Below are 19,935 nucleotides of genomic sequence, written 5' to 3' on the forward strand. Positions count from 1 at the left end.
ACGAGCAGCAAAAAGGCCACCCCCAATGAATGGGAATGGCCTTTGACCTGCGTGGGCGATACTGGGATCGAACCAGTGACCTCTTCGGTGTGAAACAGGACGCCGCACGGACTCTGACCTGCGAAAACGAGAAGCCGCAGGAAGGGGTGGGTGCAGTTGTGCGCCGTTGCTTGCCGTTCGGTGCAGTTGAAGGCCGTTCGGTGCACCCTGTTGCTCCCAACCTGCTCCCCCGATCCCGGGCTCGTGATCCGACTGCTGCCGGCAGGCTTACATGAAGGGTCCAGCAGGTTGTTCGGCAACGGCTCGTGGCTGCTGGCCCAGCGGCCTTGGCTGGCGGCGGCGTCCGGCCAGCGACCGCTAGCCTCAAGCGCTCCCGACCTGCTCCCACTGCCTTACGTTCACCGACCACACTCACGGGATGGCGCGCCTTATCAGCGGCAGATCAATGCACCCGTGCAGCGCTCGTCGACACAGCGGGGCTGGCGACTTGATGCAGCAGGCTAATATGGTCGCCGGACGTTGGGAGCGTCCACTGCGGTAGACACATGCTCGGGGTGCGGAGGCATACGTAACTCGACGAAAGGTGCGTATGCCGTGGACCTACGTGGGATCTTGCTGTGGGTTGTCCTAAGCGCCGCCGCTGGCGTGGTAGGCAACTTCGCGTATTACCTCCTCAACCGGGCTTCGAGCCGCCGGCGGAGAAAGTAGCCAGCGCTGCATAGCGCGCGCCTCTTGGCTGCAGCGTGCGATGGTAACTAGGTCTGCCCAATCGTCGCCGCCTTGGCCGGCAGGCGCGCTACGCGGCACGAGAGTGCAGGTTCGCGTGTGATCTGCCCGATGACTCTGCAGACGCATCGGGGCTGTGGTCGGCGAATAACCAGGTCGCGACGCCATCCGTGCTTTCCAAGGCAAGATCAAAGACTGTTGCGCAATAGGCATCAACACCGCACGGACAGCCTCACCGGCGGGCGCTGACCGAGGCAACACCCAGGTTATCAACGGAATTGATTAGGATCGAACGCCTGGAGTCCTTCGACGAGGTTTTGACGAACGAGCTCGAAGTCGCATGCCAGTTCTTCAAGTTCACTTACATGCCGGTGCTCGACATCGCGTTTGAATTTCCTACGGATGCTGCGCTCGACGTGATACTCGCCTTCGTTTACCTTTCCACCGTTTGATGCTGCAATTTCGCAGGTGCCGCCCAGTGACGCGGGGCAGACCCTCCAGCTTGCGTGAACTACAGCATTGCGCCGCTTCCACACCCCATTGGCTTCTGAAAGCGCTACGCCAATCTCGGGGAGCGCCTCGTCATTGCAGCGCCTGGTAGCGTAACTGGGTTCCTTCTGGAGTCCGACGGCCATGCTGTGCAACCAGTCCCAACTCTGCCCCATGAGGAGAACATCAACGTCGTTGCCGAGTCCACCCAAGATCGCGACACACTCGCGAAGAACCTCCTCAAGGTACGCACCCTCCCGCACCACCTTGCCGATGAAGTCGTCGAGCTCATTCGGAAAGGCCAACTTCATCGACAACGAAAGGATTTCGGGCTTATTCTTCGCCGATCCGTCACTCATGGAAGCCATCGTGCTCGACTCGTCGTCTCATTTCAATAGGCATCCGCGACTTACTTCGGGGCCGTCGCTGGGCCGGAGAAGTTCGACGCCCTGGTCAAGCCATTGGGTTCGCCCACCAGGGGTGCGGCCGGGAAGGACATGCCGCGGTCCCGGGCGTCGGTCAGCCAGACGAACTTGGTGACCACGGGCGTCGGCAGGGTGGAACTATCGGTACTGCGGGCAGGGCTCGATCTACTGAGCCACCGGTGGGTGGCTCCAAAGTAGGCGAGATTGCTTCGGGGCCACAAAGCGCGCCGTACCCACGGGCTTCCAGGGCGTCATGGCCGTAGCTCGTCGCCCCGCACTGGTAGTCGCAATGCGTCGTTACGTCAATCAACCAATGCCTCTAGCGCGATGGCGATTTTACCGACCGTGAACAGTGTGTCGTCCATGGACTCCGGTGTGAGTATTCGTTCTGCGGTCGGTTGATCCCAGTAGGATCCCGTGAGCGTGTGGGCGAAAGAGTTCCGTCGCTCCCGCACCCTTGAGACCATTTCGATGATGCGTTCCGTCTCATTTGACGAGACGTTCCGTCGCTTCAGGAATTCCTTCAGCGTTTGATCGAGCCCACTCCGCGTATCAGCACTGTCCGACAATTCCTTGAGCAAGAGTTCCAGCGCGGCGACAGCAGCCAATATGGCGGCGCCAATCGCAATCTTCTCTGCATCTTCAACTACGCCGACTGATTCCTCAAGGACGCCGTCGGACTCAGCTTCCCACCCAGGAAAGCGATGGGATCCATCTCGCCGTTGTTGCTGAAGCCTGGCCATCAGTCGCGAGGTGGCAATCCTGGCCGAGCGAGCAACGAGTATTGTGGCGCTCAATCGGCCCTTAAACAGGAGGAACTCGACTCGACCAAAATCGTGAAAATTTAGGTAAAGATCCGCCAGCGACTCCGGGTCATTGTCGGCATTGGCCCAATACACCTGGACATGCTCTAGCTGGTCTAGGGGGCGCGAAAGATCGGGATCCCCTTTTTCGTCGGCGTGAAAGTACATTTGGTCAGCTTTTCAGGGCGATCCGCCATGGTCAAGGTACGATACGGCCAGCGCCCTCGGGCAACGAGAGACGCCCGGCGAGAGGCGCCGAGGTAGACGGCGCGGTCCTTGCGGTAGCCGGTCGCACCTCACTGCAAGCTGAACACACCGCGCCACATTAGGGCTACCGTGCGGCCGGCACTTGTTGTCCTGGCCCATCCTGCGATGGCCGTGCCCAGGGTGCGCTCCGACTCACTCACATCGGCTACTTAGAGACTTGGTCCAGGATCGATGTCCGGCCAAACTCGGTCCATGAGCGTGCGCCTGATCTTGCGGCCAGCGCGCTCCGGATCGCGGCTACTTGTTTCATTGACCTATGACTGTGGCCCCGGCCAGGCTTCGGTTGAGGCGCCCGAGCAGTGAGCCTCACTGGTGATCGGGAATCGGACCGCGCCGAGGTACACACAGCACCGTCAACGTGCATCCGGCGGGCACATCGAGCAGGCCAGCAGGCAGCACCCCGCCGCCTGTCATCCGCAGGATGCTGTGCTCCTGCCCGCCCCATTGCAGCGCAAGCCCGATCACCGGTCCATAATCGGACCCGCTCAGCGGCGGCTCGTGCTGCCACGGCGTCGCGGTCACCATAGTCGGCGGGCCGCCGACCAAGCCCTCGAACGGTCGAACACGTTCTTCGCCGCCGGCCGCGTCTTGGACACCCTACGGCTGTTGCACGGTGCCCTGGCGCGCCTGATCCGCGACGATTCCGGGGTCCGGCTGGTCCACGCCACCCTCGCCACCGCCGAGGCGTACCAGCGGCTGCACCTGTACGCGGCGCCAACTCACCCTCCGGCAGCCGATCGACCTCGCAGCGGTCCGCCACCTGCTGACCGTCCGCTACCGGTGGAACGCCGACGATGTCGCTCACGACGATCCCTTCCTGCCACCGGGACGCGACTGACCCAGCGACCGCACCGGCTTGCGGTGTCCCCGCCGGCCAGTACGGTCAACCCGACTCGGCGATCGGCTGGGCGCAGATCCTCGAGACGGGGCTGCCGCGTAGCGGGCCACGACGTCATTTTCGGAATGCCCTGCCCTAGGCTAGTACGGCTACTCGGGGAGGGCAGTGATGGTCGAGGGGCACGTCGTAATGATCCATGGGCTCTGGTCATCGCCGACGACCTGGGATCGGCTCGAGCAGGTTCTGAGGGCGGACGCCGACCTGTCAGGGATCCAGTGGGCCCGGTACGGGTACCCGTCGCCCAAACTCGGCATCCCGTTTCTTCCCCGCCGGATCCCCGACTACGACGACATCGCCCAGGCCCTGGATTCCTTCGTGCAGGCCCGCGTGCCGGACGATGGACCCTGGGCCGTGGTGACCCACAGCCAGGGCGGCTTGATCCTCCAACGCTATCTCGCCTGGAAGGTGAACGACGGGCGCGGGCGTGACCTTGCCCGGATCCGCTCGATCGTGATGCTCGCGTGCCCGCACGAAGGCAGTGATTACCTGCGCCTTTTCCGGAATGTGGCAGGGTTCGGCTTTCGTCCGCAGACCGAGTCGCTGCAGCAGTTCCGCACCGACGTCGCCGCCTCGAAACGTACGGTACTGAACCAGATCACCAACGCGACTGCGGTCAGTGACCGGACCTGCCCCATCCCGGTCCATGTCTACGCGGGCGACAGCGACAACGTCGTGCGCCGGGTCTCGGCCCAGGCCACCTTCCCCGATGCGGGGGTGCTGCCCGGGGACCACTTTTCGATCCTCGACCCGGCCTGGCCGGGGAATGTCACGGCGGAGACCATCCGGCGACATCTGGTCACCGACTTCTCCGCACCGGCGCCATCGGCACCCGTACCCCCACCCGTAGAACAGAGCACCATCACCATTGCGGATAGCTCCGGGTTTCAGATCGGCAACAGCAACACCCAGATCAACCGGATCGACCGGTGAACGTGACCGTCTCCGGCAGTTCCGGGTTCCAGATCGGTGACGGCAACCTCCAGATCAATGTCGCCGGCGAATCCGCCACCGCCCAGGCCACGAATGTCTGGTGGTCCACCGTTTGGTTGCCGGCCACCGAACCCGTGCTGAGCAGCGACATCGTGCTGGCCGGGCGGCAGGCTGCAGCCGATGGCCTACGAGCGGCCCTGACGAGCGACGAGGCCATCATCTCGGTCGGCGGTGACTTGGGCGTGATGGAGTTCAAAGCGTTCTTGGCCGCCGCGCTGGTCGGCAGCCCGCTCGCGACGCGGGCGTTCTTCGTCGGCGGCGCGACCACGCTCACCATCGACGGCGACGCTGCGGACCCGCCGATCCTGATGCTGGCGGCCGGCACCGAACCGTCAAGTCTTCCGTTGACAGGCTCCCACAAGATCGTCCTGTTTGGTCGGGGTGCCATTCGACCCGACCTGACCGTTCCCGCCGTCGACGGGATCGCCGTCGCGCGAATGCTAACCGCATCGCGCATCGATCAGAGCCAGGAGGTTCGGCTCGGCGCGCTCGCTCGCCGCGGCCTCGAACAGCTACGCCGGGCGCTGTCGCGCTTCCCGCAGTACCCGGAGGCCAGCTGGGCGGTGACCCCGGACCGGGTATGCCGGCGGCTGAGCTTGCTCGGCGAGTTCACCGCTAGGGACTCGCCGATGCTAGCCGGATTCGCGGGCGTGGCCCACGACCTGCTGGAGGACACGGCAGGTCATCTACTCACCGACCCCGACCGGCCGTTGTTCGGCCGGCTCGGCATCCACTGGTACCTGCAGGACCCGGAGGACGCCTTCCTGCTGTTGCGCACCAGATTCACGGCTCAGGACCTGGAATCATTCGCGGACCTTGCGGTGCGGGTGCTACGCGACGGCGAACCAGCTTCGCCGGTCCTGCGCCGTGGCGTGACACGCACCCTGCTCATGCTGGCCGTGCACGGCGACGACCTGCGGTACGACCAATCGGCGCGGCGCGGCTCCGTGATCGTCGATGCGGTCGTCCATGAGGTGCTTGCCAGTAGGTCACCAGCGAGGTGGAGATCGCTGACCGACGTGATCGGGACGATCGCCGAGGCCGCGCCAGGCACCTTCCTGGACGCACTCGCGCACGCACCGGAGTGGCAGGCGGCGATGTTCGGCTCGGAAAGTGACTACCCGGCATTCCTGTGGGCTCTGGAACTCCTGGCCCGAGCCGTCGAGAACTTTGATGAGGCGGTGGACGCGCTAGCCCGGCTGGCCGCCCTGGACCCCGGTGGAAGGCTGTCGAACCGGCCGTCGGAGTCGCTGGCCGGAGTGTTCGACTGCGGGTTCCCTCAGACACGGGCGTCGCGTAGGCACCGGCAGCGGGCGCTGCGGCGGATCCTGCAGGACCATCCCACCGTCGGCCGGCAGCTGCTCCGGGACCTCCTGCCCCACGGCGGCGTCATCCGGACCGCTCACCCGCAACCACAGGTCCGGCAATGGCCGCTGCCGGAAACGGACCCACCGAACGAGGTGTACCAGGCGTTCCGCGACGTCGCCGCGCTCGCCATCGACGACGCCGGCACGGATCCGGTGCGATGCGCGGAACTGGTGCCGTCCATCGACGCGATGCCGGCCGAGGAAGGCGTGGCTTTCCTGCAGGCTCTCGCTGACCTGCCGGTCCCCGACCGGATGCCGCGCCGGCAGCTGTTCGAGGCCCTCACGGATCTGGCGGGGTTGCACCAGGGGCACGCCGACGAAGGTTGGGCACTGCCACAGGAACAGGTCGACGAGGTGGCTCGCATCGCCGGACTGTTCCGACCCGACCACGCCGCCGACCGCCACCATTGGCTGTTCGCCGAATCGTGGCCGCGCCCCGGTCGCGGCGACCGCACCACCGGCCTCGGGCTGTATCAGGCCCGGACCGCGGCGGTCGCGGAGATCATGTCCGAGGCCGACGGCTTCGCGGCCCTGCTTGCCCTCGCGGACGAAACCGGACACGGTGAGCTCATCGGCGAAGTCCTGCCACGCCAGCCCGACGAAGGATCGCTGCTGTCCTGGCTCACCGGCGAACGTCACCATCTCGCCTTCGAATACTTTGCCACCCAGATCCGCAACGGCACACCAGCCCGGCGGGCCGATCTACTCGCCGACGCTGGAGATGCCGCGCGCAGGGCAGCGATCCTGCTCGCGTCCCGGGATGAACGCTGGGCACTCGAACAACTGCCTACCCTGGACGCTCCCACCGCGGACGCCTACTGGCGCAGCTTTCCCAGTCGCGCCTTCGACTCCGAGCTCGTCGCCGACGTCGCGGCCGGTCTGTGCAGCGTCCACCGGTTCACCGCCGCGCTGGAGCTCGTTTCCCTGCACGCAAACGACGCTGACACCGCCGAGGTTGCCCAGCAGGCAATTCGAGCCGCGGAGGGATTCATCGCTGCCGGCACCGACGCCGTAGAGTCTCATCTCGTGTCGCGGCACGATCTGCAGAGCGTGATCGACCTCTTGGCGCGGCATCTCAACGTCCTCGACCGTCACCGGGTCATGAACATCGAACTCGCTTTCAGCGCCAAAATCGGCGGATTGAACCCCCGGCTGCCGGTTACCGCGGAGCTGATGCAGGAAGATCCGGCGGTCTTCGCGACCATCGCGATAACCAGCCTGCAAGGCCCGACCCGCGCATCGAAGATCGCCGCTTGGTATGCGGTCAGGGCACCCCGCCGGTGTCCCGGCTCGGCCCCCGACGGCTCGGTCCAACTGGCGGCGCTGCTGAAATGGACACACGAAGCACGGAAACAGTTCGCAGCGGCGGACGTGCGAGCGTTCGGTGACCGGCGCATCGCGGAAGTCCTTGTGCACGCGATCCCCGCATCGCTGGAGGTGATCGGCGAACTGATCGAAGAGATACGCAGCAAGGACCTCGAACGCGGGATCGCGACCGCGCTCTACAACCGGCGCGGCATGACTATGCGTGCACTTACCGAGGGCGGGATACAAGAAAGGACGCTCGCCACACACTACCGCGACCTGATCGATCGCGCTCAGGACTTCCCTAGGCTACAGGGTGTCCTGCGGCAACTAGCGGACGGCTACGTGGAGGAAGCACACGACGAGGACACACAGGCCGAGGCCTATCTCCGCGACCTTTAGCTAGTGACGACCAGAGTTAAAGCTCCGCACCACACGGAAGCACTCGGTCACTCCTTTTCCTCAACGCTGACACGACAGCAGGCGGGCTGGAGGGGCTTCTCGGCGCCGACGACGAGAGCCGACCTAAGCAGGCGGGCTGACGCCTTCGGTCTTCCCTGGGAGGTCACACCGGCCGGCTCGCCTACATCACCGCAGGTCAAAGGCCTCGTTCCCGTCCGGTGTCGGTGAACACTTCGGGCGTGGTGACCACTTAGCCAACCTGCACCCAATCTGCTCCCACTCGCAAGGCCAGGCCGCCCAGCAGCTCCTTACCGCCGTGACCAGCGCATACTCCCCTGCCAGGCAACATAGATTAACGTCGACTGCTGCCCAGAATCGCGGAGCACTCCGGTGTGAAGCAGGACGCCGCACCTACTCTGACCTGCGAAAACGCAAGACCGCAGGTTGCGGCGTACGCCGTTGGACGCCATTCGGTGCCGTTGAGCGCAGTTCAACGCCGTTCAGCGCACCCGGCTGCTCCCAACCTGCTCCCCCCGAACTGGTTTCCCACCAGGGCCGCCGATCACCGACCGCCGATGGATCGTTAGCCGCCGACCCCCAATGCATCGGCTGGCACCAGGGCCGCCCCGGACGCGGCATCGGTTGACTGGGCGCGCTCACGAACACCGCGCACTGTCAGCGGCAGATCCGGATGGTGGCCAGCGAACTCGGTTGCCGCTCTGTCGATGCCTGTGACACGGTGCAGATCCCCGACCCCCGCTCCGAGGCCCAGATGACGATCTACTTCTACGGTGCCGACGAGGTTCCGTACGGCTGCTTTTCCAACTTCTCCGGCCACGGCTTCGACCTCGACGGCCACTGGTGGACGACCTCCGAGCACTACTTCCAGGCCCAGAAGTTCCCCGGTACCCGCCACGTCGAACTCATCCGGCGGACGGCGACCCCGTTGCGGGCCGCCGAGCTGGGCCGCGACCGGTCCCGGCCGCTGCGCCGCGACTGGGAACGGGTCAAAGACGACGTGATGCGCCGGGCCGTGACGGCCAAGTTCACCGCACACGCCGACATCCGCGCCATCCTGTTGGACACCGGCGACGAGGAGATCGTCGAGGACACCAGCACTGACCACTACTGGGGACGCGGCCGGAGTGGCACCGGCAAGAACATGCTCGGACGGATCTTGATGCGCACCCGCACCCAGCTACGCGCCGACCTCACCCAGAACGCCAACACCCAGGGCCGCCGACAGCGGCGATAGCACTGAGCGCAACCATCGCGAACGCGCTGTCCGCGGCATGTGCGGATATCGGCTTGGCGTCAGCTGGTACAGGGTATGGGCGTGGGCGAAAGTCTCCTTCGTGTCGTGCCGACGGTGCCGGATTGGGTGCCGGCGCAGGACGCCGCGGATGCTGCGGCCGAGGTCGTCTTGGCGATGTGTCCGGGCGCGGGAGAGTTGGTCGCCTGCCGGTACGCCGAGGTTACGTTCATCGACCAGGGCGCCAACTTCGAGGCAGTCGGCTGCCCGGTCTGCACGGCCCCGCTGGATGCCGACTGGTGGCAGGAGCGCATGGACGATGCCTATGCCACTCGCTTCGCAACATTGGACACGGTGACACCGTGCTGCAGCGCCACCGTCTCGCTCAACGACCTGGAGTACCACTGGCCGGCCGCCTTTGCGCGATTCGAACTTCAGGTTCGCAATCCAAGCCGCGGCTGGTTGTCGCCCGACGAGGCAGCGCAAGTGTCGATCGTGCTCGGCATCACGGTTCGTCAGGTCTTCAGTCACTACTGATGGAGCACCGCAGGCAACGCCGCCCGCTCGGCGGCTACTTAGATTAAGGGTGAGCAATTCGCCGGCCTGGCCGTGCTCGCTGCCCGACCATCGCAACCGCACCGTCCGTGCCGGCACCCCTCGTTGCGAGCTGCCTGAACTGGCACGTACGTGGCGAACCCGGCCCTCCCTGACACCGGCAACGCCGCCGCCCGCTCCCGCACCCCTCACACGGGTACATGAGTCTCCGCACCCAGATGCTCTCGGCCGTCGCCCGTCGTCGGATGACCTACATCTTCCGCAGCGCGATCGCTCAGCAGTATTTGCGGGCGCTTCTTGAACCCCGGGGTTGCTTCGTTACGCGCGTACGAGCGCCCCTGGAGAACCTTCTGAGCGCGTACCAGGAGGCGTTCGGTTCGCTGGAGTGCTGGCCGAACGTCCCCGCCTACCAACGGCCGGTGTCGTGCCCGGAGTGGAATCTGGCAGCGGAGCACCAGCGACAACTCCCACAGCCAAACAGCCCGGCCGAAGCGAATGCTCCGCCCGGGCCGTTTTCGGTCAGGCGAGCCGAGGAGGCACTGCTGCCGGACTCGCTCTCGACGGCACCGACATCAACTACTGTCGCGGCTGCGATAACGGTCAACGATGATGAGAATCATGGCGACCGAGCCCGCCAACGCAGCGAAGGTCAGCAACCACAGCCCGGACCCGACGCTCACCTGCACAGCTGCGCTCATCGCCTTTCCGAGGCCGAAGACATCGTCCTCCCCGGACATTTTCGCTCGCATTTCCGCCTCAGTCGCCTGCAGGTCAACGATCTTCCATACGCCTACACCAAGCAGCCCGAGGGCAGCAAGGACGGCAAGGACGGGCACGGCCATGTGGGTGCGCTGGCCGCGCAAGGTCATGCCGGCGTAGGCGACCAGCACCAGGCCGAGACCCACCGTGATCCAACCGTCCGATCCGTCGACACCCGACACGGTGACCGTGCCGAGGATCGGTGCGCTCACCTTGCCCCACGGCATGAATGACCCGATGACGGCTGCAATACCGGCTCCCAGCACGGCCCATTCACGGATTGGTCGTGCGGCGGTGGGCGCAACAGCCGGGGCCTCGGCGGGTTGGTCACCGGACGGCGGCTGGTTGAGCGACGGCGGTACGGGCGGGGAAGATTGCGACACTAAAATTCCTTTGTTGTCGATGCCCACTCACCTTTTTGAGAGACATGAGGAGAGCAATCTAGATCAACGCTGGAGCAGGAACTAGCAGCCGTATGGGTGGCAGAGCCAAACGAAAGTGCGCCCGGAGTGGCCGAGAGACGCGAAAGTCGATCTTTTCAGCGATGGAAGGGCCGATAGGTTGCCAGACCGTTGCGTCGGCGACCCAGGGTCAGCAACGTGGCGAGCGTGCGGGCCGTCGACGGACGGCATGGCGGTGTCAGTGGGCGGCGGCCATTGTCGACGTACGGTGTGTTCGGATGGGCCGGCTCGCGCGGCGATTTCCGCCGATGCAGATCGTATCCCGCCGGGTCGGCCTGGTCGCCATCCTCAGTCCCACCGAAACCCTCGGCCTCCTCGCAACGCTGGCTGAGGCCCACACCGGCGAGGCACCCACCGCGGCCTCCGTCATGTTGAAGCGGTGGCCCATCCACCTCGACGTTGCTGACGGGTTACCGCCGCTGAAGGCGTACTGGTTGCCGGTGAATGGATCCGCGTTGAACTTCCCACCGGCGGCGCCGTCGTCGTTGGGTAGTCGCCGGGCAGGTGTGCCCAAGAATCCCGGTGTCTCGGAGCTCGACAGTTGGGAAATTTCCGTGCGTCGATGGACGGCCGTCCTGACCTTGATCGTGCTGCTCGCCGGGTGTGGTACAGGCGAACAGGTCGACCCGCAAGCTCCAGCGCCGGTTTGGCAGAGTGCCGCGCCGACCACCCCGGCCGCGCTGACGCCTGCGGAGGCGAAGTGCCGCTACCTGGCGATCGTGGCACCGTACAACACCGCGTTGGAAGACCTGGAGGACGCGGTCAACGCCGGGAAGCCGTGGCGGACGGTCCGCACACTGGTCGCCGACGTGGCCCGGACGAACGCGGCGCACGCGGTTGAACTGCGCGAGACGGTCTGGCCGGCAGAGGTCCGGGCGCCGATGGACGGACTCCTCAAGGAGAACGACGTCGCGTTACGGCATTGGCGGCGGGCCGGCCAAGCGGCGGACGCCGATGCGCTGATGCGGGAGATCCGCGCAGCAGCGGCACACAGCGGAGCCAAGGAGGACGGCAGGATCCGCACCGCGCTCGGGCTGCCCGCCTACCGGGAAGGCTGACGGCCTGCTGCCCGCCGACCATCGGCCAAGTGCGGCCGCAGCACCGGGCGCCGCTGCGTGCAAGGAGCCGGTTCAACTCGCACCGAGACTCGCGCTGCCTCCTGGCCTCGCTACCTGACGGCTTACCTATAAATACTCCGTGCACCTGTCTACCGATCGCACGCGTCACAACTCGCTAAGCCAGTGAGGCCATCGTTGCCGAAGTTGGCAGAATCTTCGCCTATTGACGCTTGCCTAGACCCACCGGACCGGCGATCGGCACATAGCCATAGCGAGCCATCCTCTCACGGCGCCAAATCTCATCACGGCGTCGTCTCTCAAGCCGCCGGCGCCGCGTCTTCTCACATTTCTCGCACACCACAAGCGAGCCGCGCAGCTTGGCGCCAGGTACCAGAGTCGCATTGGTGATGTCAGCACCGCAGACTGCAGAGATCGACAGCTTATTCAGTCGGTGGGCGACAGGCGGCGTTCCTTTCCTTCCGTCCAATCTGGATCCTGACGGCGGGACGATAGCCCAATCCATCCACGCAATGTACAGTCGCAGTCCCCGCCTGAGCGATCCTACGATTGGCCCCAGATGGCCCGATCATGGGGCGTCCTCCGCTCACCTGCGCCCCACGCCGACCGCTCACGGTCAACCACTCCCCCGTCATGACGTCAGGAGCAACCCGCGAAGGACGGCGTGGTAGTTCGGGCGCCACCCGCTCGTGGACCCCGTCCGCAAGCTCGGCGACAACCGCACATCCCAAAGGCCCTAGCCGAGCAGACCGACGAATGGACCGAAGGCCGCCGCTACATGGGCCTGGAACTGCTCACCAATGCCCGCGCGGACGTGACCCCAGGCGCCGTGTTTGATAGTGGCGGCTCGTCACGGTGATCGGATCCCGTCGGACGTGCGGCCTACCATGTACGCCGTGACGAGGATGCTCGAAGCGCTCCCCTGCTAACTCGGAAGGCGGGCAGGCCCCGCTCTCTCGCGTACCCGCTCCACTCCCAACCTCGGAGGTGATCGACATGTCATCAAGGCGTTAGTCCCGCGCACGGTGCGCGGGCTGCCGAAGGGCAGGTCGTCACATGGCCCGTACCGACATTCACCGACCCGAGCGAGTGCAGCGACGGGACTCGCTGCTGCGTCACTGGTTCACCGACACCCACGAGCACGGCTCCGGCCCCTGCGACATTGACGAGTTCCTCGCCTCGCCCCACCGGATCCGCACCCGCTGCTACCGGCAGCCGTCGACCCAGGCGCCGAACCTGTGCGGCTGCCAGCTCTGCAGCTTCCAGTCGCACCGCAAACTCGCCCGCCGGCAAGAGCGCGTCGCCTGGCGGGCGATCCGTCGGCAACTCCTCGCCGAGCACCGCGGCGACGAGCGCGACCTCGACGTCCCCCCGATCCGCGGAAAAGCCTGGTAGGTGAAGCAGAAGCTCATCAGCGGCGACGAGCAAGACGTCATCGGGCGCAACCAGCGCACCTCCACGTACCTGCAGTCCGCGCAGGTCGAGCACTTCAATTGCCGGCTGTCGTTGGCCGCTGTTGCCCCTCGGCCGCCGGATCGGGCACGCAACGGGCACGCGCCGACGGCTGCCGTGATGCCTCCCTGACAAGGCGGCTTCGGCAACGGTCGCAGCGTCCGCCGACGTCCATGAGGCCCGGCTCCGAGGCGGCGCCCGTCCGCACTCGTTCGACCTCGGCCGCCACCATTGATGTCAACGACTGATGTCAGGCCGCCGCTGGTCCGCTCCATGCCTACCGTCGGCGCCGGCCGCCCGCCATACCGCCCTCGACCACCGACTCACCCGCCTGTGACACCGGCCGTTGAGATCGGATCGGGTGGGTACCGCTTGGGTCGAAGACTCATACGCCGCGTCCCGGCGCTGGTGGGTTGCGTACGGTCGTGGCTGTGGACGTGCTGCTGCGCGGCGGATCCGGTGACGGCCAGGTGGTGCCCGGCGGTGGGGAGGTCGTCGTCTGGCAGGCCTGCCTGTACGAGATCACGCGCGAGTACGGCCGCCGGCACGGACGCGACCTGCGCGTGTACCGGCACCGCCCTGACTGCTGTAACCCGTACGGCCGAGAGCTGCACTGGGCCCGCTCACGCAGCTTGCCCCTCCCGCGAGTCCCCCTGAGTCGGGATCTTTCGCTCAGGAGGTGCGCCACCACTGTCACAGGCTTCGGCGCGCGTTACGGGTTCGGCAGGGTGGTGCGCCAGGCGGCGGCGAGTGCTGCCACGTCGAGGTATCGGTCGGCGGGTGTCGTGGTGGTGGCGCGTACGGCTACCTGTTGTTGGTGGTGGGAGCCGCGCCAGCCGTGTGGGGAGTCGAGGAGGTGGTGGATGGTGCGGCCGAGGATGTACACGGTGGTGCGCTGGTCGATGACGGCGCCGCGGACGAATTCTTCGGGGGCCATGTACCGGCGGGATCCGGGGAGGCGGTCGGTGTCGAGAGTGAACGGCCCGGGACGGTACTCGTCGAGGTCGATCAGGCGGAGTCGGCGGGCGAGGAAGTCGTAGAGGAAGCAGCCGTCGTAGAGGTCGACCGCGACGTAGCCTGCGGCGGTGACGGCCAGGTGCGCGTCGAGGATGGTGTCGATGGCCCTTTCGACGTCGCGCAGGGGTAGTTGCTGGAACCGGTACAGGGCGCTGCGGTCCGAACCGTGAACGGTGGCGTGGTTCAGCACGGTGCCGTCATGCCACGGGTAGACCAGCGTCGGCCCGTCGAGGACGTGCTCGGGGCGCACGATCGCCGGGTGCTGGACCGCGGCGTGGAACCGGGCGGCCCGCAGCAATGAACGGCGGCTGGGCACGGTGGTGGCTGTCTTGACGAACCAGCGGCGTCCTGACGCCTCGACGCCGTAGGAGACGCAATCCGAGTCCTGGGCGTCAAAGACCGCGATCGCGGAGTGCAGGGGTAGTTCCATCACGTAGAGGAGAGTAGGGGCGTATCCCCTTCGCAGAGCGCGAGTGCCGCCTGCAGCGCCCGTGGTGAGTCGCATGGTTGTGGCATCGGTCCCCGGTTGGGGGGTGGCGCGGGTGGATGTGTCGTCGGCGCCGACGAGGTACGCCGAAGTGTTGCTGTTCACCGCCGAGGTGGTCGATGCGGCCACTCGCCCTCCACACGTTGACCACGGCGGGGGATTGCTGCGCGATCCCTACGTCGCGGGAGATGCTGGGCATCAGAGCGACTGGTCGTGGTGCGACAACCGGCAGGATGTCGACCTGGCCGCCGGCGGGGCGCTGCGCGCGACCGTCGAGTACGTCGCTCATCGTCACGCCACAGCGCTGCCCGACCACACCGGTCGCGCCGGTGAACACTGGCCCGACGTCGATGACCGCCTTGCCCGGCTGGCCTCGGCGCCGCCCCCTTGCTCTTGACAGCCACGCGCGCGTAGATCATTTCTGGTCACTCGACGTCGTCGTAGCACCAGAAGAATGCCCAGCCCTCGGCAGGGCTGTCCAAGTAACGGTGTAACCGATCTGGCCAGACACGCCGAGCGTGGTCAGATTGGCGCGAAGGTGCGCGAGTGCCGGCCTGCCGGGCGAAGCGCAGCGCAGTCCTGTGACCGTGACGGGTGGGGTATCAGTTGATGGCGCCTTCGATCTTGTCGGTGAGGTCGACGATGTCAGGGACGGCGTCCAACACAGTGACCTCGACCAAGGCGCCATGGCGGCCGTAGCGGCGGCGGTACTCGGCATACGGGTAGTCGGCGATCGGCAGCCAGGATCGGTGCCCCCGCATGGGGTGGTTCTTCTGCGTCACGGCGCCGGAGTTGAGCCGGCAGAGTTCGATTCGTGGGCCGTGTCGCTCGACGAGGGCACGAGTGTCGACGTGCAGGACCACCTGGTCCTCAGTGCGGTACTCCTTCGCGTGACGCAGCCGGTCCAGCCGCTCAGCGCTGGCCCAGAAGAAGACCCGGGAGTTGATGGCCGCGAGGTACTCAGTCAGCGAGGAGTTTGGATCGATCTTCTCCGTAACGAATTTCATCGGCTTCTGGTCGCGGATCACGGCAGGCGCTAGGCCGGGAGCGCGCAGAACGGTGGACTGCTTGCGAGGGGCGCTCAGGAGTCGGTCGCGCTCGGCCGAGTCGAGGTCGAACATATCGATCAGTCGCTGCGTGGATAGGAGGCCGTGTCGTCGCACCGATGGCCACGCGGTCGCCGACATCGTGTGGAAGACCCACGGATGCTGCGCGATCAGTTCCTCGACGTCCATGACGGTCATCATGCCGAACGCCGCGCCTACGGGCCATCAGCGAACCGCACGACGACCTCCCGTCACCTCGCGGCCGGCCTACTGTCGGCTCCGCCTGATTCTCAATGCTGTTTGTCAAGTGGCGAGGGCGGTGAGGGGTTGGCCTTCTTCGTAGGGACGGTCGTCGCGCAGCATCGCCCAGAGCACGTTGACGCGGCGCCGCGCGAGGGCGAGGACGGCTTGACCGTGGCGTTTGCCCTGAGCTCGTTTGCGCTCGTAGAACGACTTTGAGGCAGGGCTGCGTTGGATGCTGATCAGCGCTGATGTGTAGAAGACGCGTTGGAGCTGGCGGTTGTATCGCTTTGGGCGGTGGAGGTTGCCGACGCGCCGGCCGGAGTCGCGTGGTGTGGGTGCGAGTCCGGCGTAGCCGGCGAGGTGGTCAGCGGACGCGAATCCGTCAAGGTTGCCGCCGGTGGCGGCGAGGAACTCTGCGCCGAGGAGGTCACCAATGCCGACCATGCTGGTGATCACCATGGCATGGTGGTGGCGGTGGAATCGGTCAGCGATGAGCTTGTCCAGCTCGGCGAGCTGCCGGTCGAGGTCGATCACGGTGGCCGCGAGCCGGCCGACGAGGTCCCCCGCCATCGCTTCACCCGGAACGCGGACGTGCTGAGCTTCGGCGGCTTGTATCGCTGCGGTGGCCAGCTTGTCCGCGTGGCGGACTTTGCGCTCGCGGAGCCACCGCTCCAGTTCATCTCGCCCGGCTGCGATCAGAGCGGCCGGTGTCTGGAACTGGCTGATGAGCACGAGCGGTCCGCGGTTGGTGAAGTCGAGTGCGCGCTCCAGGGCGGGGAAGATGCCGAGCAGCCGTACCCGTAGCCGGTTGATGGTGCGGGTGCGATCGGCCGCGAGGTCGGCGCGGTGGGCGGTGAGCATGCGAAGTTCAGCGAGCAGGGTGTCCTCGAGGTGCAGCTCACGCAGGTCACGGCGCATGCGGGCCTGGTCAGCGATGACTGCCGCGTCCTTGGCGTCGGTCTTGCCCTCGCCGCGGTAAGCACCGGCGATTCGGTTCACTGCGACGCCTGGCAGGTAAAGGACCCGCTGGCCGCGCTCGAGCAGTAGCGTGATGGCAAGAGCGGCCGGACCGTCGGCCAGGTCGATGGCCCAGGTCACCTTCGCCGCTCGGGCGAGGACTGCGGTGATCACGGCAGCCAGCGCGGGTTCATCGTTGGACAGCCGCCGCGACAGCAGGCGGCGCCCTTCGCTGTCGATGACCACCAGGTGGTGGTGGCCCTTGCCGGCGTCGATCCCGGCCCATGCTTGCTCGACCTTCTGCATCCAGCCCTCTCCCTGCTCGTGATCGGCATGCCGTCGACGCGCTCGCCGTCCATTCCCTACGTAGCGATCGATGTCGCAGATCTCAATCAGCGGTCAAGACGTCGTAGAGCACCGGGGTGGCCAATCAGGCGAAGCCATCAACGGCAGAAAACTGGAAGCCATGCCCCGGTGCTCCCGGCTGTCCGGACAGTACGACAGCCCGGACGATCCACAAGGTAGGGAAAACTGACCCCTCTGTTCCGGGCGGGTTCTGGAACCCGCCCGGAACAGAGGGGTCAAAGTTCAGCGTTGACACGCCCTCACTGATCGTCAGCCTGCCGGCCTCACATACAGGCAATGAGGCTTCTCATCTCAGCTACGAGGCTGGGCAGATCAAGAATCAGCCGATCTTGGACCTTCTTAACCTCGGCTGGCTGCGACCGCAGTGGGAAGACCCGGGCGTTGGGCGGCGGGCCAGGGCATTCGATCGTCATCGAGAGCGGGGTGCGAGTGCCAGACAACGAGTAGAGCCGCTCGGGTGCGCACCCTTGAGGAGCTGACCACTACATCCGATCCGGCGTGGCCGGGGCTCGAGATGGAACTGCTGTCGAATCCGCAGATCTCCATTTTGCCGGTCCCTGCAGCCGCCGGGCGGGACAGCCTGCACCGCCTGCAGGTCTCCAATCGGTCGCGGATGGGCGCGTTGGCATTGCACACCGGCGGTCTGCTGGTCGATGACGGCTGGCTGCGTGTGCTCGGCGGCGGTGGTGAGCGCGGCCTGCCCTCGCTGGCGGAGGCCAACGGCCTGCCGGGCGAGGAGCAAGCGCCTGCGGCGCTGGTCGTCGGCTACGACGTGCTTGGCGGACGGTTCGAGGTCAACGGCCCCGACCTGGCGACCATCGGCCGCCCCGGGGAGCCCGGCGAGGTGTGCTACTTCGGGCCGGACACGTTGGAGTGGGAGTCCCTCGGCGCTGGTCACGGCGACTGGCTGTCGTGGATCACCGAGGGTGGTACCGGCCAGTTCTACGAGTCGCTGCGCTGGCCAGGCTGGCAAGATGAGACAAGCCAGTTGCCCTTGTCGCACGGCATGACGGTCTACCCGTTCCTCTGGTCGCGCGAAGCACATCAGGACCTCGCTGGCACCACACGACGGCCGGCGCCCATGGCCGAGCTGTTCTCGTTGCAGGACAAGTTCGCTGCACGGATCGCCGCGGAACCGGACACCACGGCGTTGCACATCCGCATCGTGTAGCGGCCGCGTCAGCACCCCAAGCCTGATCCTCAACGACGCACTCTCAGCGACGATGGACTCTCAGCTGGACGCGTCTGGATGCTCGGTCACAGTGATCAACTACTATTTACCTCAGTCGGCGCGCGGGGGATACATGACGGTTTTCGGCTGCCGAACCTGCGACACCGCTCTGACGGATCCGGTGTCGAGGGTGGCGCTGCCCGTCCACGCGGACCAGAAGTACGGCAACGGGCCAGGATCGCTCGCCCCGGCACTGGAGCCGGGCACGTTCGCGGTGAATCCGCTGCCCTCCGGTTCACCATGGCGGCGGTGGGCCGATCTTGACGCCGGTGAAGCCGTGGCGCTCGGCTGGTACGCGCCGAGGTTCAGCATCTCGGCCGGGCCGGTCGGCCAGGTGTTACTCGCCCCGGGAGACGTCCGCGGTGCCGTCATCGACCCGGCGCTGGCCGGCGACTCCGCGTGCTGTGGCCTCGACGGCGGTGAGCCCAACATGGTCTGCCTAACCTGCGGCACGCCGGTGGCCGTCCGGATCGACGACTGCGGCCTGCGGCAGGCCACCTGGCTGGACCCGCGGACCACCCACATCCTCGAGGACGGCCTCGGCCCGCACCCGATACTCGACTGGGCGGACTTGATCGACCAGCGGCCCGGCATCCCACCGACTGAACCGGGCGGTGGCTGGCACCCGATGTGGGCGGCCGCCGCAGCCTCGGCGCTGGCACACTTGCTGGCCGCCTCGGGCGGTGACCCTCCAGTGATCCCGGATCATCAGGTCGCCGCGGTCTTCCGGCCCACTTTCGAGCGTCTCGTCGGCGTGGTCAGCACGGGGCAGGAGCGCGCCCTGGTGCTGGCCGGGCCCGGCCTGCCGGATGCCGACGGCCACTTCGCCCTTGTCCCGGAGCATCCGCAGACCGGTGAGCTCTGGCCGGTGGCCCCGACGGTGAAGCCCGTCCCGCTGGCTTGGGACGCCTGGCGGCACCTCGCGTTTCACCGAGCCCCGAAGCCGGTTGGGCGGTCGGTCCCGAGCCCGCCGGAGGCCCTGCCGGCACTGCTCCCGGGTCACCGATTCGAGCCGGACGGCCAGATCTTCCTCAGCGTTCTGGCCCGACTGCCCGAGGTCAGGCAGCCACGGTTGCGTGTCATCTACGACCGAGGTCGTCCCTACAGCTACTCCTTCTACCGCTTCTGACCGCCTGCTCGTCGTGATAGCGCCCTCCCTCCGGCAGGTTTACCATCATCGGCGTGAGCGGACGTCGCCGGCCCTTGGAGCGGAGCTGCCGGCGGTGAGGCCTTCGGGCCCGCCGAAGAGGTCAACGCCCAGGAAGCCCTGGTCAGATGGCTGCCGGTGGGATTCGAGTCTCAGCTGCCGGAATCCCTACCAACTCCGCCATGGCGGATCTAGAGCCGCACGTCGATGCAGG

Annotated in this window: 17 protein-coding genes; 10 read left to right on the plus strand and 7 right to left on the minus strand. The window is 66.4% G+C overall.

The genetic code is table 11. The annotated features are described in order from the left end of the window. Window positions 1–995: 995 nt before the first annotated feature. From NCC78_RS02190 to NCC78_RS02200, 3 genes are all read right to left on the minus strand, one after another. Window positions 996–1,574 (minus strand): hypothetical protein, encoded by a 579-nt coding sequence (locus NCC78_RS02190; protein WP_250791360.1) that lies wholly within the window; start codon window positions 1,572–1,574, stop codon window positions 996–998. Window positions 1,575–1,942: 368 nt separating this feature from the next. Continuing rightward, entirely contained in the window at window positions 1,943–2,611 is a 669-nt protein-coding gene (locus tag NCC78_RS02195; RefSeq protein ID WP_250791362.1) for a hypothetical protein, read from the minus strand. Window positions 2,612–3,016: 405 nt separating this feature from the next. Next, window positions 3,017–3,235 (minus strand): hypothetical protein, encoded by a 219-nt coding sequence (locus NCC78_RS02200; RefSeq protein WP_250791363.1) that lies wholly within the window; start codon window positions 3,233–3,235, stop codon window positions 3,017–3,019. Window positions 3,236–3,716: 481 nt separating this feature from the next. On the opposite strand from NCC78_RS02200, the gene NCC78_RS02205 reads away from it, so the two are divergent. From NCC78_RS02205 to NCC78_RS02220, 4 genes are all read left to right on the plus strand, one after another. After that, window positions 3,717–4,538 (plus strand): esterase/lipase family protein, encoded by an 822-nt coding sequence (locus NCC78_RS02205; protein ID WP_250791365.1) that lies wholly within the window; start codon window positions 3,717–3,719, stop codon window positions 4,536–4,538. Next, on the plus strand, window positions 4,535–7,672 hold the full coding sequence (locus tag NCC78_RS02210) for a hypothetical protein (RefSeq protein ID WP_250791366.1): 3,138 nt from the start codon (window positions 4,535–4,537) through the stop codon (window positions 7,670–7,672). Before NCC78_RS02205 ends, NCC78_RS02210 begins: the two co-directional genes overlap by 4 nt. A gap of 739 nt (window positions 7,673–8,411) precedes the next feature. Then, the gene (ybiA, locus tag NCC78_RS02215; protein ID WP_250791368.1) at window positions 8,412–8,927 is read left to right on the plus strand and encodes a riboflavin biosynthesis intermediates N-glycosidase; all 516 of its coding nucleotides are present in this window, start codon (window positions 8,412–8,414) and stop codon (window positions 8,925–8,927) included. Window positions 8,928–9,008: 81 nt separating this feature from the next. Then, window positions 9,009–9,461 (plus strand): hypothetical protein, encoded by a 453-nt coding sequence (locus NCC78_RS02220; RefSeq protein WP_250791370.1) that lies wholly within the window; start codon window positions 9,009–9,011, stop codon window positions 9,459–9,461. Between the two features lie 590 nt (window positions 9,462–10,051). On the opposite strand, the gene NCC78_RS02225 is transcribed toward NCC78_RS02220, so the two are convergent. Further along, entirely contained in the window at window positions 10,052–10,648 is a 597-nt protein-coding gene (locus NCC78_RS02225; protein WP_250791371.1) for a hypothetical protein, read from the minus strand. 269 nt (window positions 10,649–10,917) lie between these two features. On the opposite strand from NCC78_RS02225, the gene NCC78_RS02230 reads away from it, so the two are divergent. The 3 genes from NCC78_RS02230 to NCC78_RS02240 all read left to right on the plus strand — a co-directional run bounded on the left by NCC78_RS02230 (window position 10,918) and on the right by NCC78_RS02240 (window position 13,359). Continuing rightward, the gene (locus NCC78_RS02230; RefSeq protein ID WP_250791373.1) at window positions 10,918–11,757 is read left to right on the plus strand and encodes a hypothetical protein; all 840 of its coding nucleotides are present in this window, start codon (window positions 10,918–10,920) and stop codon (window positions 11,755–11,757) included. 1,074 nt (window positions 11,758–12,831) lie between these two features. Beyond that, window positions 12,832–13,170, plus strand: coding sequence for a hypothetical protein (locus NCC78_RS02235; RefSeq protein WP_250791374.1), 339 nt, complete (start codon window positions 12,832–12,834; stop codon window positions 13,168–13,170). Then, a complete protein-coding gene (locus NCC78_RS02240; protein WP_250791376.1) occupies window positions 13,171–13,359 on the plus strand; it encodes a hypothetical protein in 189 nt (62 codons plus the stop codon). It begins immediately after the preceding gene. Between the two features lie 580 nt (window positions 13,360–13,939). Here NCC78_RS02240 and NCC78_RS02245 read toward each other — a convergent pair. After that, a complete protein-coding gene (locus tag NCC78_RS02245) occupies window positions 13,940–14,674 on the minus strand; it encodes a protein kinase family protein (protein ID WP_250791377.1) in 735 nt (244 codons plus the stop codon). A gap of 148 nt (window positions 14,675–14,822) precedes the next feature. Between NCC78_RS02245 and NCC78_RS02250 the strand changes: the two genes are divergently transcribed. Continuing rightward, window positions 14,823–15,128: a hypothetical protein gene (locus tag NCC78_RS02250; RefSeq protein ID WP_250791379.1), complete on the plus strand. Its 306-nt coding sequence runs from the start codon at window positions 14,823–14,825 to the stop codon at window positions 15,126–15,128. Between the two features lie 205 nt (window positions 15,129–15,333). Here NCC78_RS02250 and NCC78_RS02255 read toward each other — a convergent pair whose 3' ends face one another. Then, on the minus strand, window positions 15,334–15,966 hold the full coding sequence (locus NCC78_RS02255; protein WP_250791380.1) for a DUF7002 family protein: 633 nt from the start codon (window positions 15,964–15,966) through the stop codon (window positions 15,334–15,336). A 114-nt stretch (window positions 15,967–16,080) separates the two neighbouring features. After that, complete coding sequence (locus tag NCC78_RS02260) at window positions 16,081–17,283, minus strand: IS110 family RNA-guided transposase (RefSeq protein WP_250791381.1); 1,203 nt, start codon at window positions 17,281–17,283, stop codon at window positions 16,081–16,083. 517 nt (window positions 17,284–17,800) lie between these two features. On the opposite strand from NCC78_RS02260, the gene NCC78_RS02265 reads away from it, so the two are divergent. Both NCC78_RS02265 and NCC78_RS02270 read left to right on the plus strand, forming a co-directional pair. After that, on the plus strand, window positions 17,801–18,514 hold the full coding sequence (locus NCC78_RS02265) for a DUF2625 family protein (RefSeq protein WP_250791383.1): 714 nt from the start codon (window positions 17,801–17,803) through the stop codon (window positions 18,512–18,514). 133 nt (window positions 18,515–18,647) lie between these two features. Further along, window positions 18,648–19,703: a hypothetical protein gene (locus tag NCC78_RS02270; RefSeq protein WP_308220853.1), complete on the plus strand. Its 1,056-nt coding sequence runs from the start codon at window positions 18,648–18,650 to the stop codon at window positions 19,701–19,703. Window positions 19,704–19,935: the final 232 nt, after the last annotated feature.

This window comes from Micromonospora phytophila, from assembly GCF_023656545.1.
Taxonomy (GTDB): domain Bacteria; phylum Actinomycetota; class Actinomycetes; order Mycobacteriales; family Micromonosporaceae; genus Micromonospora; species Micromonospora phytophila.